The 17,606-nt window shown below is 36.8% G+C and carries 13 protein-coding genes; 10 read left to right on the top strand and 3 right to left on the bottom strand.

The features are described 5' to 3' along the window. Positions 1-38: 38 nt before the first annotated feature. Positions 39-290 carry a GlsB/YeaQ/YmgE family stress response membrane protein gene (locus ABYT26_RS02925; protein ID WP_372751395.1) on the bottom strand — a complete coding sequence of 84 codons (252 nt, stop codon included), beginning with the start codon at positions 288-290 and terminating at the stop codon, positions 39-41. A gap of 154 nt (positions 291-444) precedes the next feature. Here ABYT26_RS02925 and ovoA point away from each other — a divergent pair, with 154 nt between their 5' ends. Next, a complete protein-coding gene (ovoA, locus tag ABYT26_RS02920) occupies positions 445-2,580 on the top strand; it encodes a 5-histidylcysteine sulfoxide synthase (protein WP_372751394.1) in 2,136 nt (711 codons plus the stop codon). Between the two features lie 48 nt (positions 2,581-2,628). Here the strand turns inward: ovoA and ABYT26_RS02915 are convergent, their stop codons facing one another. Both ABYT26_RS02915 and ABYT26_RS02910 read right to left on the bottom strand, forming a co-directional pair. Beyond that, positions 2,629-4,848: a hypothetical protein gene (locus tag ABYT26_RS02915; protein ID WP_372751393.1), complete on the bottom strand. Its 2,220-nt coding sequence runs from the start codon at positions 4,846-4,848 to the stop codon at positions 2,629-2,631. A gap of 294 nt (positions 4,849-5,142) precedes the next feature. Beyond that, a complete protein-coding gene (locus tag ABYT26_RS02910; protein WP_372751392.1) occupies positions 5,143-5,835 on the bottom strand; it encodes a hypothetical protein in 693 nt (230 codons plus the stop codon). 356 nt (positions 5,836-6,191) lie between these two features. Here ABYT26_RS02910 and ABYT26_RS02905 point away from each other — a divergent pair, with 356 nt between their 5' ends. The 9 genes from ABYT26_RS02905 (at position 6,192) to ABYT26_RS02865 (ending at position 17,568) form a co-directional block, all read left to right on the top strand. Further along, positions 6,192-7,400 carry a PQQ-binding-like beta-propeller repeat protein gene (locus ABYT26_RS02905; protein WP_372751391.1) on the top strand — a complete coding sequence of 403 codons (1,209 nt, stop codon included), beginning with the start codon at positions 6,192-6,194 and terminating at the stop codon, positions 7,398-7,400. Positions 7,401-7,430: 30 nt separating this feature from the next. Then, entirely contained in the window at positions 7,431-8,678 is a 1,248-nt protein-coding gene (locus ABYT26_RS02900; protein WP_372751390.1) for a PQQ-binding-like beta-propeller repeat protein, read from the top strand. A gap of 51 nt (positions 8,679-8,729) precedes the next feature. Next, positions 8,730-10,154: a PQQ-binding-like beta-propeller repeat protein gene (locus ABYT26_RS02895; protein WP_372751389.1), complete on the top strand. Its 1,425-nt coding sequence runs from the start codon at positions 8,730-8,732 to the stop codon at positions 10,152-10,154. Between the two features lie 12 nt (positions 10,155-10,166). Next, the gene (locus ABYT26_RS02890; protein WP_372751388.1) at positions 10,167-11,129 is read left to right on the top strand and encodes a hypothetical protein; all 963 of its coding nucleotides are present in this window, start codon (positions 10,167-10,169) and stop codon (positions 11,127-11,129) included. A 1-nt stretch (position 11,130) separates the two neighbouring features. Next, positions 11,131-11,328: a hypothetical protein gene (locus ABYT26_RS02885; protein ID WP_372751387.1), complete on the top strand. Its 198-nt coding sequence runs from the start codon at positions 11,131-11,133 to the stop codon at positions 11,326-11,328. Positions 11,329-11,337: 9 nt separating this feature from the next. Next, the gene (locus tag ABYT26_RS02880) at positions 11,338-11,904 is read left to right on the top strand and encodes a 4Fe-4S dicluster domain-containing protein (RefSeq protein ID WP_372751386.1); all 567 of its coding nucleotides are present in this window, start codon (positions 11,338-11,340) and stop codon (positions 11,902-11,904) included. 15 nt (positions 11,905-11,919) lie between these two features. Continuing rightward, complete coding sequence (locus ABYT26_RS02875) at positions 11,920-13,182, top strand: 4Fe-4S binding protein (RefSeq protein ID WP_372751385.1); 1,263 nt, start codon at positions 11,920-11,922, stop codon at positions 13,180-13,182. Positions 13,183-13,378: 196 nt separating this feature from the next. After that, positions 13,379-15,265, top strand: a complete 1,887-nt coding sequence (locus ABYT26_RS02870) for a PQQ-binding-like beta-propeller repeat protein (RefSeq protein WP_372751384.1) — start codon at positions 13,379-13,381, stop codon at positions 15,263-15,265. 2 nt (positions 15,266-15,267) lie between these two features. After that, entirely contained in the window at positions 15,268-17,568 is a 2,301-nt protein-coding gene (locus tag ABYT26_RS02865; protein ID WP_372751383.1) for an NAD(P)H-dependent oxidoreductase subunit E, read from the top strand. Positions 17,569-17,606: the final 38 nt, after the last annotated feature.

Genomic DNA, 17,606 nt, shown 5'->3' with positions numbered 1-17,606 from the left:
TAAGCTTGAAGAGGATCATTTCTATTCTTTGATTGGACTTAATTGCCTTTGTTTTTTTGAAATAGACTAACCAGCCAGATGATGAAAATGGATCCAAGAGTTGCCGAAAGTAGCACACCAAAGAATCCATTTAGATGAATACCTAAAGTGCTAAATATACTTCCGCCAACAAAGGCTCCAAGAACACCTAATAGCAGGTTAATTAACAAACCATTTCCTTTGCCCTTTAACAGGATGCTGGCCATCCAGCCAGCTATGAGTCCAATAAGTAAGAAAATCAGATAAATCATGGTTTTTACTTTTTAATTCTCTAGAAGATAGTAATTTTTTGTGAAGTATAGTTTGTTAAGTTTGATGAAAAGCTCAATGAAATGGGCTTGTTAATTTGCCTTGATTCGAAAAATCATTACTTTCATTAACCAATGAAATAAACAAGAATGACAAATGAAAGAAAGCATTGAAACAAAAAATAAGCAAGATATATTAGTAACGAAGACACCTCTTTTAAATGAAGGAAATCCTGAGGATAAGAGAAAAGAAATTCTTAGTTATTTTAGAGCGACCTGGGAACTCGATGAAGCTTTGTATGATTCCTTGAATGGACAGGAAGCTTTTCTGCATCGGGCTGATCCTTTGCGACATCCTTTGGCTTTTTATTTTGGACATACTGCCACTTTTTTTATTAACAAACTGATTTTGGCTGGAATTATAACCGAAAGAATTCATTCCGAATATGAATCAATGTTTGCTGTTGGGGTAGACGAAATGTCTTGGGACGATTTGGATGATAAACATTACGATTGGCCAACAGTTCAGGAAACAAAAGAATATCGAGATCGTGCAAAACAGCTGATTGAAAATCTTATTTTAGAGCTTCCCATAAGTATTCCTATCAACTGGGATAGTCAGTTTTGGGTTATCATGATGGGAATTGAACACCAAAGAATTCATATTGAAACGTCATCAGTTTTAATTCGTCAGTTGCCTCTACATTTGGTAAAACCTAATTTTTTATTACCCATTTGCAAGGAGAGCGGGAGTGCACCCAAAAATGAACTTTTACCTGTGGAATCAGCTCAGGTTCATATCGGAAAAGAAAAAGATAATGCTTTGTATGGTTGGGATAACGAATTTGGAAGTTTTAGCAGCAAGGTGAAGTCTTTTAAAGCATCGAAATTTTTGGTTTCGAACGAAGAGTTTAAAGATTTTGTAGAGGATAATGGCTATGAAATTGAAAAGTGGTGGACCAAAGAAGGTTGGAGCTGGGTGAGTTATAAAAAATGTGAGCATCCTTTGTTCTGGAAAAAAGAAGGGGAGCAATGGAAGTTTCGTTGCATGCTCGAAATGATTGATATGCCCTGGAATTGGCCTGTAGAGGTGAATTATTTAGAGGCGAAAGCTTTCTGTAACTGGAAATCTGCGAAGACAGGTAAAAACTTACGAATGCCAACGGAGGCAGAATATTATTGCTTGCGCGATTCGTTGAATATAGCCGATCAGCCTGAATGGGAAGTGGCTCCTGGGAATATAAATTTAGAGCATTATGCTTCTTCTTGTCCGGTAGATCGTTTCGAAACCAATGGTTTTTACGATGTAATTGGAAATGTGTGGCAGTGGAACGAAATGCCGATCTCTGGATTGGAAGGTTTTGAGATTCACCCATTTTACGACGATTTTTCAACTCCAACTTTTGATGCCAAACACAATTTGATAAAAGGAGGATCGTGGATATCAACGGGAAATTTAGCTATTCGGGATGCTCGATACGCATTTCGTCGTCACTTTTTTCAGCATGCTGGTTTTCGATATATAGAATCGGATCAGCAAGTAGAAATTGAAACCGATTACTATGAAACCGATGATTTGATTTCTCAGTATTGTGAATTTCAGTATGGTGAAGAGTACTTTGCAGTGAAAAACTATTCCAAAACGTGTTTGTCCATTGTTGAAAAATACCTGAAAGATGTAGCAAAAGGAAAAGCTTTGGATTTGGGTTGTGCAACAGGAAGAAATACATTTGAATTGGCCAGATATTTTGATCGGGTAACAGGTCTGGATTTTTCAGCTCGTTTCATTCGAATTGGAACTCAGTTGAAGGAAACTGGTAAACTGAATTATTTGCGAACCGAGGAAGGTAAGTTGACTAGTTATCAGGAAATTCGCTTGGCAAATCACGAATTGGATGCCGTGAGAGATAAGGTGGAATTTTTTCAGGTTGATGCATGCAATTTAAAAGCAATTTATTCGGGTTACGACTTGGTTTTTGCGGGAAATTTAATCGATCGCTTGTACGATCCTCTAAAGTTTCTGAAGGAAATTCCAAAACGAATGAACAAGCAGGGAATTTTGGTTATAACCTCGCCTTACACCTGGATGGAGGAATTTACAGAGACAGATAAATGGTTGGGAGGATATAGAAAAGATGGAGAGCCTCTTACCAGTTTAGAAGGACTTAAGGAAATTTTGAAGGAAGATTTTGAGTTGATGGATGAGCCTGTGGATGTTCCTTTTGTGATTCGGGAAACGGCGCGAAAATATCAGCATAGCATTTCACAATTGACAATTTGGCGAAAGAAATAAAAGAGTAAAAAAGCCCATTGAATGATTTCAATGGGCTTTTTTACTACATTATTCAATGCGAATGATACGAATTTTATCAATCCGGAAGGAATTGATTTCATCATTCATGTTTTTGTTGAATTCTTCGAAACTAATTTTGAAAAGGTTGGTTGTTTTAGTTAAATCCATATAAATAGGATTTGAGTAGCCATAGTCGGTCCAGTTATCTTTTCCTCGTTGTGGAAATACAAGGGGTCCGCGATAAGTATTATTCACCCAGAAACTGCGGGTTGCACACTTATTGTCGGTGTTGATAGGTCCATTACCATTGGCATATAAAAAATCGATGTAATATTTTCCTTCCTTAGGAATACGAATTTTAAAATAGAATTCTCGATTTTGTGTCCTGCTTAATTGAACATAAGTTGATTTTGCATTCACATCGAAAGTTTCGGCTTCCAAAATTCTTTCATTATTCGAATCGTAAACATATAAAGGTTCGCTAAAAAAGGATAAATTTCCAGTAGCATCTTCTGTCTGAACTTGAAATTCTGTAGGTTTTACAATATTTACCTCCGACATGTAATTGTCTTCCGTCTTTAAAAGGAGTTCCCCATTTCGGTAAATGTTATAATATTTTGCTGTTTCTTTTTTGTCCCAGTATAATCTATTTTCAGAAAAGTGAAGGTTTGTTGTTTCGGGAGAAACTAAATTTTCCACTAAATTGATTTCTGAATCGTAGGGAAGATGATTGTTCATTCTAATTTCAATTTTATGTCTTCCTTCCATGTCTTTGGGTACGATTGCATATCGATAAAATTTTCCATCTAAAGAGTAGGAGCGAATCTGATCACCAAAACCATAAATATCGATGTCTAAAATAGCATTACAATACCGAAGACCTTGCAAACTTTGTTTGCCCTTGTATTCGCGAGGGATTAATGGCTGAAATTGCAATTCATCGGAGGTGAAAGTCATTCCAAAAAGTATTCTGTAGATGTTCGACAATTGTCCTGCAACACTCCATAGTTGTCGATCTGAGTTGATTTCGGTGCCATTAAAATCACCATTTTTAATGAGTAAGTTTTCCTTATTGGTTAGAAAAAGAGCCGTTGAGCGTAACATATTGGCAATGCCCCATTCCACACTTTTACTATTATGTACCTTACTCGAAGCCCAATTCCAATAGGCTTGCACAAAAGGCCAAATGGCTTGATTGTGATAAGCTGGAACATGTGGAATTTGAGGATAAAAACAAGGGACACCAAATTGAGTGATAGGTGTATTTGCAATCACTTGTTTTTGATCTTCTGCAATGTCCCAAATTACAAGTAAAGCTTCGCCTAGGCTTTCTGATTTACTCGAAAGAATGTCATTTTTTCTTCCGTACAGATATTGACCGAAGAACTTTTGTTCGGGCAGCCAAAACTTTTCGTTAATGGATTTTTTTAAGGCCTCTGAAATGTCCTGATATTTCTGAACATCCTTATCCAAAAGCTTGCCCATTTTTATGAGAGACTGCAAACTTTGGTAGTGAACAGCCTGAGTTCCCAGGCTATAGGAATTATAAATATCTACAGGTTCCATCCATAGTGGATAGGATTGTTCTCGCCAATCTAAAAAAGATGATTCCCCTTTAAATAATCGTTTTTGAAAATTCCAAACTACGTTGAGATCATCTTCAGTCGAATTTTTAATGATAAAATAGACTTTCCGAAGCCAATCGAGATCTCCTGTTGTTTTGTACAACTCCCATGCAGCTGCCGACCAGATCATTCGGTCCGAACTTATGGGCCAAGATCCTCCAGTACCTGTATCTTGAATGATTTTCCCGTGTTTTACCTTTCTAAGCAAACTTTTCATGGCAATCTCTGGGTTTGTGATGGCTAAGGCTAAAATTACACTATAGCTGATGTCGCGAGTCCAAACTCCTTTCCATTTTTCTCCAGTATTAAAGGTGCTGTCAAGGGCAATATTTTTTTCAAGTTCTTCTAACGAAAGTTGGTAAATAGCAGAAAGTAGAACTTGATTAGATTCGTATTGAGGGTATTGACTTAAGTCGGTGCTGAGTTTCCATTCCGCTTTGTTGTTGCCGGGATAATTGGAGGTGATATGCGATTTTGATTTTGCAATAGCTTTGTATTCTCCTTGTTCAACACGATTTGGATAAAGGGTAAAGGCTGAAGATTCATACAAAATATAATCATCGGGATTGCATTGATTGAAAAGCAGGACCGAAATGGAAATTGTAATGAAAATGAGTAGAGAATTGAAAAACCATTTTTTCATTTGGGTAGTATTAGTTTGTTTTTTAAAAGTAACAATTTCATTAAATTTTTAAAGATAAGCAGCGAATGATTTTCCATTTAGAGATATAGAGCTAATTATTTTGAATCTAAAATCACGTGTATTTATGCTGCTTTTGTACTGATCAAAAGGTTATAAGGATGATTGTGTTTGAAATTGTTTCGCTATCAATTTTACACAAAAAAAGCGACTGTTGTCGCCTTTTTTAAAGTAGAGATATGTAATCGATCAAATGATTCTTGAAATAAAAGTAGCATATAAATAAAATTTGTTTTCCTATTTTTGGCTTGCTGCATTTTCCATAATTACATCGTACACATAACCAGCACCAAAGTCTTTGTTTAGAGAGATAATTCCCCTAAATTCAACAATTTGTCCTATTGACACAAATTCCGAACTTGTTACAGTAAGATCGTAATTGCCTTCAAATTCGGTTCCGTCCTGAATATGAATCCAATTTTTACCCATTATGTTGGGGTTGAATTTGGCTACTTTTCCTTTAATGGTCACTTCTTTCCCGGAAAATTCGTTTTTATTCGAGAAAATATCAGCAATACTGCTAATGCCTTCTTCTTTTTCCATGGTAACCTCTATTTTTTTTGCGGTTTGCTTTTTCATTTGAGCGTTCGGTATTTGTTGATCATTGTCGATAAAAGTCTCCGAAATGGTATTGATAAAATAGATGAGTGGAAAATCACGATTCAATTCTTTACTGTGAAAATTTCTCATTTCCAGGGCATTTTTATAGTAGTAGGTTTTTCCTACCTCAATCGAATTTTTGCCTACAGCCACCCAAACATCGTTAGTACCGTTTATATAAGAATAGCCACCAGCATCAAAAGTTTGCTTCACAACAATTTTGCTTACGCCAACAGGAAGGGCAGCTTCTTTGTTTTCTGTTTTTTTTGACTGGCAGGAGAAAGTTACAAATGCCAAGGTCAGAAGTACAAGTGATATAGATTTTTTCATGTATTTGAAATATTTGTGTATGCTTAAAGATAATAGAATTACAACAAAAGAAAAGAGATAACTGCGAAAAATAGCTGCAATAAATGGCGATTAAAAGTTACAAAAGGCAGATTGACTGTACAATTTTGTTCTGCATTTGTGAAGTTTTTTGATTCTAAATAATTGTCGATATAGGATATTTTCACAATAGAAAATTTGATTGCTATTGTATGATTTAATAAGTTACATAACTATTTGTATTTATTTAGACCCAAAATAGATACAGTTTTCTGGTGGAGTTCATTTTAAAAATCAGTGAATACCATGTATCTTTATTAGGTCAGATTAATAAATACATAGACTTAAGCCATTTTAAGATGAAAAAATATTTTTTATTGTTTGTTTTGCTTTTTATTGTAAATACAATTTTTGCTCAGGAAAATGCCCAGTGGAGGGGTGAGAACCGTGATGGCATCTATAATGAGACCGGATTGCTAAATGAATGGCCTGTGAATGGACCCAAATTATTATGGCATTTCGATAATCTGGGTGAAGGACATGCATCAGCCGCAGTGACAAAAGATTTTGTTTATACTGCCGGAACTGAAGGTGAAAATGGATTTGTTGTTGCCTTGGATCATTCTGGAAAAGAACGTTGGAAACAGTTTTATGGAAAAGAGTGGATGGATTCTTACAATGGAGTAAGAACAAGTCCAATGATTAATGATGGGATTCTGTATATTATGAGTGGTTTTGGAAAAGTGGTTGCCATGAATGCTGTGAATGGAGATATTAAGTGGACAAAGAATATACTAGAGGAATTTGGAGGCGAGAATATTCGTTGGGGAGTAACTGAAAATTTGGTTGTGGATGGAGAAAAGTTGTTTTGTACACCAGGTGGATCATATGCAAATGTAGTTGCAATGAATAAGAAAACTGGTGAATTGATCTGGAAGTCGAAGGGTAAAGGGGAAAAATCGGCCTATTGCTCTCCTACAATTATCAAATTAGCAAAACGCAATTTATTGGTTACTCACACAAACAGCTCTATTTTAGGAATAGATGTTGCAACAGGAAAATTACTTTGGAGTATTGATCATCCAAATAAATATTCAATTCATCCCAATACACCTCTGTATCACGATGGATTCTTGTATTGTGTAAGTGGATATGGTAAAGGAGGAGTAATGCTTGATTTGTCTGATGATGGAAGTTCTGTAAAAGAAGTGTGGCGAAATGAATCTTTGGACAATCAAATGGGAGGAGTAGTTTTGCTCGATGGGAAAATTTATGGTGCAGGGCATAACAATAGACAATGGTTTTGTTTGGATTGGAAAACCGGAGAAACTTTATATTCTTCTAATATGCTAGGTAGAGGAAATGTTGTTTGCGCTGATGGTAAATTGTATTGTTATGCAGATACAGGTGAAATAGCTCTAGTTGATGTAAGCAGTGGTTCTTTTAATAAATTAAGTTCTTTTAGAATAACTCTAGGCGAAAAACAACACTGGGCACACTTGGTAATTCACAACCAATGTATGTATGTTCGTCATGGAAGTTCTTTAATGGTTTATTCTTTAAAATAAAGTAAATGTAATTTCTAACCTGCCGAATATATGAATCAACTATTGCTTGTCAGCATTGTTTTAATTTGCACTATGACACAGTGCACCAATAAACAAACAAAAAGTGAATGGCGTGGACCTAACCGAACTGGTGTGTATGCTGAAACAGGATTACAGAAAGAATGGCCTGCTGGTGGACCAAAATTACTTTGGCATCTGGACAGTATTCCTACTGGATATTCTTCCGTTGTTATTGCTAATAACTCGATTTACTTAACTGGCTTAAGGGATTCTATGGATTATGTTCTGGCTTTGGATATGCAAGGAAAAATCAAATGGCAGGTTCCCTATGGACGAGGATGGGATCAGTCTTTTACCGATTCGCGGTGTACTCCAACAGTTGAAGGCGATAGAATCTACCTATCAAGTGGAAGAGGAGATCTGGCATGCGTAAATGCTTTGTCTGGAGAAATATTTTGGCAGGTTAAAGCGAATGAAAAGTTTAAAGGTGAATATGGTCGTTGGGGAATTTCAGAGTCACTTCTGTTGTGGGATGATTTGGTGTTCTATACACCTTGTGGCGAGAAAACGACTATGGTTGGGTTAAATAAGATGACAGGTGAAACGGTTTGGAAGTCGAAAAGTATTCATGATAAGCCAGCTTATGTGTCACCACTTTTGATCGAACGAAACGGGAAACAACAGATTGTAACCGTAACCGAAAAGAATGCTATTGGAGTTAATCCTTCAAATGGAAATATTGATTGGCAGTTTGATTATGGCTCTTATGCAGCTGGTCAATGGAAAGCCAATATTAATACCAACACTCCATTGTATAAAGATGGAAAAATATTTATTACCAATGGATACGATCATCATTCAGTTATGCTGGATGTAAGCGAAGATGCTTCTTCGGTTGAATTGTCTTATGTCGATTCTCTTTTAGATATTCATCACGGTGGTGCTGTTTTGGTTGATGGATATATTTATGGTTCCAATTGGGAGCACAATAGAATGGGACGTTGGGTTTGTCTGGAGTGGGAAACGGGTAAGGCGATGTACGAAACAGAGTGGAAAAATAAAGGATCAATAATAGCTGCTGAAGGAATGCTTTATTGTTGCGATGAAAAGGATGGTAATATTGCTTTGGTAAAAGCAGATCCAAATCAATTTAAAGTGATTAGTTCCTTTAAGATTCCTTATGGTAAGGGGCCTTATTGGGCGCATATGGTAATATATGATGGTGTGCTTTATGTACGTCATGCTAAGGCTGTAATGGCTTATTCAATAAAAGCTTGAAGTGTTAATGATTCTATAAACCAATGAGTTTAGAGATTCTTATTTCGATTTATGGTTTTGAAAGGAAAAGAAAGAGTAATTATAATTTTAGCAGCATTTCTAGCTGTTACACTTTTTATCTATTGGTTGGCGTACAATCCAGTAAAGGATATGCATGCTAGTATCCCTGGTATGGATAATCGACCAGAACAATCCGCATCTACGGAAAGAGTATTGATCGGGGAAGGTTTTGACTTTTATGCGGAACAAACTTCTAAATTAACAGGTAAATGGACACAATTTAGAGGTGCCAAATCAGATAATATCTCTACCGATAATATCAGTTTAATAAATTCTTGGGGAACTGGACCTAAAATAAATTGGCAGATTGAAATGGGAGAAGGACATGCTGCTCCGGTAGTTTATAATGGTAAAGTGTATGTGCTCGATTACGATGAAGTGAAAAAAGCAGATGCTCTGCGTTGTTTTTCCTTGGAAACAGGAGAGGAGTTGTGGAGAAGATGGTACAGGGTTCATATCAAGCGAAATCATGGAATGTCGAGAACTGTTCCGGCAATTAACGATAAGTATTTGGTAACGATTGGCCCACGCTGTCATGTAATGTGTACCGATTCCAATACTGGAGATTTTCTTTGGGGATTGGACTTGGTAAAAGAATATATGTCAGAAATTCCTTTTTGGTACACGGGTCAGTGTCCGATTATCGAAAATAATGTTGCAATTCTTGCTCCAGGAGGTAAATCATTACTGATTGGGGTAGATTGTGTCACAGGTAAAGTTTTGTGGGAAACACCAAATCCAGATCATTGGCAAATGTCACATTCATCAGTTATGCCAATGAATTTGAATGGCAAAAAAATGTGGGTTTATGCAGCAATTGGAGGTATTGTAGGAGTTTCAGCCGAAGGAGATGATGTTGGAACCATTCTATGGAAAACGAAAGAATTTTCCCCCTCGGTAGTTGCTCCTTCTCCCGTTGTATTCGAGAATGGCAAAATTTTTATGACTTCAGGATATGGGGCAGGTTCTATTTTGTTGCAAGTGAAAAGAGATGGAGCCACTTATTCTATAAGTACTCTTCAAAAATTCAAACCGAAAGACGGACTTGCTTCCGAGCAACAAACTCCTTTAGTATATAAAGATCGCATGTTTGCCATCCTGCCAAAGGATGCTGGGGGAATGAGAAATCGATTTGTATGCGTAGATCCTAATGATTGTACCAAAATATTATGGACAAGTGGAACCAATGATCGTTTTGGATTAGGGCCTTACCTGATTGCTGACGGTAAGTTTTTCATATTGAAAGATGATGGAACTCTGAGTATTGCCAGAGCAAGTACTGAAAAATTTGAATTGTTAGATAAAACGAAAATCCTGGATGGGCATGATGCATGGGGACCTTTAGTGGTTGCTGATGGAAGATTGTTAATGCGCGACGCAAAACACCTTCTTTGTATTGATATTCGTGCAAATTAAAATAATTCGCAGATGAAGAATAAAATGACATTATGGATTTTAGTGGTTCTACTACTTTTGGTTCTTGCTTTTATGGCGAAAGATTTATTTTTAAGCAAGAATGCACATGTGGAAAATGTTTATGAGTATGATTTGAAAGAATTGCGTAAAGTAGACTCTTTAAAAATTAGTCACAAAGAGGTAAAACAAATTAAAATTCAAGCGGATGAGATTCATGGTATAGCGGTTGACCTCAATGATCAAATTTACGTGACTACCAACGAAAGTGTTTTGGTATTAAATTCAAATGGAGAAAAGGTTAATTATTTAAAAGTAAGAGGAGTAGCAAGATGTATTACCGTTGCTGAGAATGGAAATATTCTAATTGGTTTGGGCAATCGAGTTGACATACGAAAACCAGATGGTAGTTTGCGAAATAGTTTCTTACTGCCAGGAAATAAGGCTTTTATTACATCACTTGCCATAGCTGACGATAATATTTTTATTGCTGATGCGGGACAAAAAATAGTCCATCATTACAATATTGATGGAGAAAAAATCAAAGAGATTGGTGCTAAAGATATCAAAGAGGGAATAAAAGGTTTTGTTATACCAAGTCCTTTTTTTGATTTACTGATGGGACGTCAAGGCGAATTGTGGGTTGTAAACCCCGGAAGACATGCATTCGAAGCCTATAATGTTAAGGGAGAGCAAATCTCTTCTTGGCAACGCACATCCATGAGTATTGAAGGATTTAGTGGGTGTTGTAATCCTGCAAACATTGCCATGCTTTCCGATGGATCTTTTGTGACTGTTGAGAAAGGCTTGGAGCGGGTAAAAATACATTTGCCTTCTGGTGATATGAAGTCTATAGTTGCAGCTCCCGAATTGTTCGAAGAAGGAACCATTGGTATTGATTTGGCAGTGGATTCCAATGATCGGATTCTGGTTTTGGATCCAGTAAAGAAAATGATAAGAATATTTGAAGCTAAATAGAATGGATAGAAGAGAGTTTTTACGAAATGGTGCAAGAACTTTAATCGTAGCCGGATTAGGTATTATGAGTGGTGTACTTGTTTATAGAAAGTACACTACAGAATCAACATGCGAAGATAATATGTGTAAAGACTGTTCCAGCCTAAAATCTTGCAAGCTTCCCGAAGGTGTAAATTATAAAAATAAAGTTTCAAGATAATTTATTTAGATGATGAAAGAGAATAAGAAGAATCGAAGGGACTTTATCAATACCTGTTTTCGTTTTGCTGCCGGAGCTAGTATTGTTGGAGTTGGTGCGTTTTTGGCAACCAATAGTCAAAAGGGAGATTTTCTTTGGCAGCTTGATCCTACTAAATGTACACAGTGTGGACGGTGTGCAACAAGTTGTGTTGTTACACCATCAGCAGTTAAATGCATTCATGTTTACGACATGTGTGGGTACTGCGATTTGTGTGGAGGATATTTTAGACCCAATGTAAAGAACCTATCTACAGGAGCAGAAAATCAGTTATGTCCAACAAGTGCTATCAAGCGATCTTACGTAGAAGATCCATTTTTTAAATACGAAATTATTGATGAATTGTGCATTGGCTGTGGAAAATGTGTGAAAGGATGTGGTGCTTTTGGTAATGGCTCGTTGCAACTACAAGTAAGTCATGATTTATGTGTGAATTGCAATCATTGCGCTATTGCAAGAGATTGTCCTTCAGATGCGTTTTCAAGGGTGCCGGTTGATAAGGCTTATAAATTCGCCGGTTTTAAAACGAATAAATAAATATAATCAATCACAATGAAGAAAAGCATAGCCTTTATCTCTTTACTGATATTATTTGTAGGAATGGAATTTGCTGTTTTTGCCCAGCAACAAAGATTTCCCAAACCTGAATTTGAATCAGGTTATACCCAACCGGTAACATCAATGCCAGCACCTCAAAATGGTATATTTGCTTTGATAGATGTTTTGGTTTTGATTGCAGCACTTAGCCTAATTACTTGGTTTATTTTAAAGAAAAGATCAAGGCTAGGTGTAATTGCTGTATCCATTTTCTCCATTTTGTATTTTGGTTTTTTTAGAGAAGGATGCGTTTGCTCTGTTGGTTCTGTTCAAAATGTTGTGCTGGCCCTTTTTAATTCTGGCTATCACATTCCCTTATCGGCACTAGCCTTTTTTGTGATTCCTTTGATTTACACATTGTTCTTTGGTAGAACTTTTTGTGCAGGTGTTTGTCCATTGGGAGCTGTGCAAGATGTGTTTTTAATGAGGCCAGTTAGCTTGAAAAAGTGGTTGCAAAAGGTCTTAGGACTTATTCCATATATCTATTTGGGTTTATCAGTTCTATACGCAGCAACAGCAACAGATTTTATCATTTGTCGATACGATCCTTTTGTAGGGATTTTTAGATTCAATGCAACATTTTTCATGTTTGCCATTGGTGCTTCTTTCCTATTAATCAGTGTTTTTATTGCTCGACCATATTGCCGATTTTTATGTCCTTATGGAGTGATTTTGAATCTATTAAGTAGAGTTTCGAAAAATCATTTGACAATAACACCATCAAATTGTATTCAGTGTAAGCTTTGCGAAAATTCTTGTCCAATAGATGCCATTAATAAACCTGTTGAGGTAAAACAGATGGAAGACAAAAGATCTGCAACCAGAAGATTTATACTATTTAGCATGATTATTCCAGCATTAATCATTGTTGGAGGCTGGACGGTTGCAAACTTTCATGAGAATCTGGCTAAAGTGAATGCAAAAGTTCGCTTAGCCGATGAATTGCTTCATTTCGATTCAAAAACAATGCAAGAAAGTTTGGAGATAGAAGGATTTAGAACTTCGGGCCAGCCAGTAGGAGAATTTTATTTGGAAGCAGCAGAAATCGTAGAGCAATTCTATTACGGAGGTTGGATATTGGGTGCTTTTATTGGTTTGGTAATTGGTTTGGCATTGTCAGGATTATCTACCTATCGATATCGAGAAGATTATACACCTGATAAAGGAGAGTGCATAAGTTGTGCTCGCTGTTTTAAATATTGTCCTGTGGAAAAATAAAAAAAGAATAATCTGACAGTGTTTTTTAAACTTGTCTGCGTCTTGTAAATATATTTTGTTGTGAACTCTAAGCATTTAAGAAACGGAAGGAAGAGAGTGATATTATAATTTTTAATAATCGTACTTGAAGTTGCGATTATCAATGTCCTTTGTGAGACATTGTGATGTGCTTCGAGTATCCTTTGTGGTAAAACATATGAATAAAAAATTTAAACTAAATCGTACCAATCTGCCTCTTTGGAGAGGAATTGCCATCATAGCAGGAACTTTCTCTTTTATCATTTGTATGTTGGTTTTGGTCAATTACGTTCAAATCAATCGAGTTGATCCAGTAAATACAGGGGTTATCAATAGTTTGGTTGATCGATTGAATGAAAACCCTAACGATGAACAATTAAGAGAACAAATTCGTGAAATGGATCTTTTGGTACGGAAAGCATATTTTACCAACCAATGGCAAATAAAAGCTGGTGGGTATTTATTGCTTTTTGGTGTGATTGTATTAGCTATTGCACTTCATTTATTTTATTCTGGAAAGAAAGAGTTGCCACAAGTTTTTGAAAAAGATGAAGAGAATATTATTCTGTTTCGTGAAAAAGCAAGAAAATGGATTGTAATTGGTGGTTTTGGAATCGTGGGGATTACTCTGTTTTTTGCATTTCTTACGCATAAAGAATTGGGAAATCAATTTACTGTAGCTGCAAGTACGGCAAAAGTGACTGCTGAGCAAGTGCGAACCCAACAGGTAGCCGAAGTCGTTGAAGTAATAGCTGAAGTAGTTCCAGAAAAAAAAAATGAAGAAGTTAAAGAGATAGAAGCTGAAGTAATTGTTGAGAAAGCTCCTGAAAAACAAACACTTCCTGCTAAGGAAGAAGTTAAGGATGCTAAACCTATAGAAACATCTACTAAATATACAGGGACCTATCCTAGCAAAGAAATGATGGCGAACTTTCCATCTTTCCGTGGAGCAGGGGGAAATGGAATTGCTTACCAAAAAAACATTCCAAACGAATGGGATGGGGCAAGTGGAAAAAATATCCTATGGAAACAACCGGTACCTATTCAAGCTTATAACTCTCCAGTAATTTGGGGAAATAAGTTGTTTCTATCAGGAGCGAATGCAACAAGTCGGGAGATTTATTGTTACGAAAGAAACAAAGGAAAATTACTTTGGACTGTTAAAGTTGAAAAAATATCAGGATCGCCAGCTGAATCTCCAGAAGTAACGCCAGATACTGGTTATGCGGCATCAACCTTAACAACTGATGGAAAATCTGTTTTTGCAATATTTGCAAACGGGGATGTTATTTCTGTGGATATGAATGGGGAAAAACAATGGGCAAAAAATCTTGGTGTTCCAGATAATCATTACGGTCATTCCTCTTCTTTGCTTGTGTTTGAGGACAAGTTAATTGTTCAGTACGATCAAAAAAAGAGTGGAAAAGTAATGGCTCTTTCTACTAAAAGTGGTGATGAAATTTGGAGTACTCCCCGTAATGTAAGAGTATCCTGGGCATCACCAGTAATTGTCCAAAACGATGGAAGAGTGGAGGTTTTATTGGCCGCAGATCCATCTGTTGCTTCCTATGATGCTCAAACAGGAGAAGAATTATGGAAGTTAGATTGTATTACTGGTGAGGTTGGCCCCTCGGTTGCTTATCAAAATGGAATTGTTTTTGCTCTAAACGAGTATGCAAGCCTTGTAGCGATAAAACCAGGAGAGAATCCAGAAATTCTTTGGGAAGCTTACGATTATCTTTCGGATGTACCAAGTCCGATTGCCTATGAGGATCTTCTTTTTATTGTGACCAGTTACGGTGCTGTGGCTTGTTACAATGCAATATCTGGAGAAATTTTTTGGGAACAAGAATTTGACGCTGGATTTTATGCATCGCCAATTTTGGTCGATGGCAAAATATATTTAATGGATCGCGAAGGTGTAATGCACATTTTTAAGGCTGAGAAAGAATATGTGTCACTTGCAACATCAGCTTTGGGCGAGAAATCAGATGCATCACCTGCTTTTGCTGATGGTAAAGTATATATCAGAGGAGAGAAAAACCTTTATTGCATAGGGAAATAGTTATGGAGAAGATAATCAATTTTGTAGATGATATTGTTAGTAAAATTGGGAATGAACCAGATAAGGTAATACCAATTTTGCAGGCAATTCAAGGAGAATATAATTATTTGCCTGAAGGTGCTTTGAAGCGTGTTTGTGAAATAACTACCATAACAGAAGCACAAATAACAGGGATTTCAACATTTTATTCTCAGTTTAGACATGAACCGGTAGGAAAACATATTATTCGTGTTTGTGTGGGAACTGCATGCCATGTAAAAGGAGCAAAACAGGTTTATGAGGGCTTTCGTCGTGAGCTGAACCTCGAAGAAGGTAGCAATACGGATACTAATAAACAGTTTACAGTCGAGGAAGTAGCCTGTTTAGGTTGCTGTACCTTGTCACCAGTTGTTCAAATTGATGATGTGACCTATGGGCATGTAGAAACAGGGAAAGTTGCTGAAATTCTAGAAGATTTTAAGAACTTAGTACCAAGTGAGGACAAAATTGTGAGGAAAGTGACTGATGAAGGTATCTCGCAAGGAGAAATTCGGATTGGATTAGGATCTTGTTGTATTGCAAGTGGTAGTTCTGATGTAAAGAAAGAGTTGGAAAAAACGCTTGCTGAGAATAAGATCAAAGTAGATGTAAAACAAGTGGGATGCGTGGGAGTTTGTAATCAGGTTCCCATGATGGAAATACAGAAGACGGGAGAAAAAGCTACCATCTACACGAAAATTAATTCAAACGAGGTTGGGGAGATCATAGAAAAACATTTCCATTCTAAAAATTGGATGAATCGTTTTAAAAATCGATTTTACAATTACGCCGAGAATCTTACTTTTTCGGATATTCCCAAAAGTTCGAATGGTTACAATGCAAAAGAGGCTAATACGCCAATTGCAGATTTTCTAAAAGGACAAATAAACATAGCTACTGAATATCGTGGCGAAATAAAGCCATCGGATTTTAATGAATACAAAGATAAAAATGGATTTCAAGCACTTGAAAAATGTTTGAGAGAGCTTTCGCCTGATGAAATTATTTCTCAGATAGAGGAGAGTGGCTTGAAAGGCCGTGGAGGAGCTGGTTTTCCTTCTGCCATCAAGTGGAAAATGGTGAAAAATGCCAAATCCGACCAAAAATATATTATTTGCAATGGCGACGAGGGAGATCCAGGTGCCTTTATGGATCGAATGTTATTGGAATCTTACCCTTTCCGAATTATTGAAGGCATGCTGATTGCAGCCTATGCAGTTGGTGCCAGTGAAGGACGTTTGTACATTCGTGCCGAATATCCTTTGGCAGTAAAACGAATCAAGGAAGGATTGGAGACTTGTAAAGAAAATGGATTGCTCGGAAAGAACATTTTGGGATCTGATTTCTCTTTTAAATTAAAGGTGTTTGAGGGAGCTGGAGCCTTTGTTTGTGGAGAAGAGACTGCTCTGATTGCATCAATCGAAGGCAAAAGAGGAATTCCTCAATTGCGACCACCATATCCAGCTGAGAAGGGACTTTGGGGTAAGCCTACTTTGATCAACAATACTGAAACTCTTTCTTTGGTTCCTTATATCATTCGAAATGGAGCTGAGGCTTTTAATACAATAGGAACGGAAAGAAGCAAGGGGACAAAGGTCTTTGCCTTAGCCGGAAAAATCAAAAGAGGTGGATTAATTGAGGTGCCAATGGGGATTAGCATCAAGCAAATAGTGGAAGAAATTGGTGGTGGAATTGCTGATGGAAAGAAATTTAAAGCCGTTCAAATTGGTGGGCCTTCTGGCGGATGTATTCCTGCTTCCATGTCTGATGTGTTCATTGACTTCGACTCTTTAAAGGAAGTAGGAGCCATGATGGGTTCAGGAGGATTGATCGTTTTAGATGAATCGGATTGTATGGTCGATATCGCTCATTATTTCCTATCCTTTACACAAGAAGAATCTTGTGGAAGATGTACTTTCTGCCGAATTGGTACGCAAAGAATGCTCGAAATTCTTGAAAAAATTAAGATTGGCAAAGGTAAATTGAGTGATCTAGATCTTTTAGAACAATTAGCTATTAACACGCAAAAGGGAAGTATTTGCGGTTTGGGAAAAACAGCTCCCAACCCAGTTTTATCCACTTTAAAGTATTTTCGTCACGAATATGAAGCTCATATCAGAGGCGAATGTCCATCGGGGAAATGTGAGAAACTAATTGGAGAAGATTTAATAGCATCACCCGTTTTAAAAGACCATAGTAGTTTTGGCGCCTTTGGAACACTAGCTTCGGTTGTTCCAGTTAGGCTGGAATTGCCACGAAACGACAACCAATTGTTTTTGTTTTGAGCCATTGTTGAAAAGGCTAATACAATTGATAAAGTAAA

Source organism: Labilibaculum sp. (assembly GCF_041595635.1).
GTDB lineage: Bacteria > Bacteroidota > Bacteroidia > Bacteroidales > Marinifilaceae > Labilibaculum.
The sequence above is the reverse complement of the archived record's forward strand: the minus strand, read 5'-3'. Positions and strand labels throughout refer to the sequence as shown.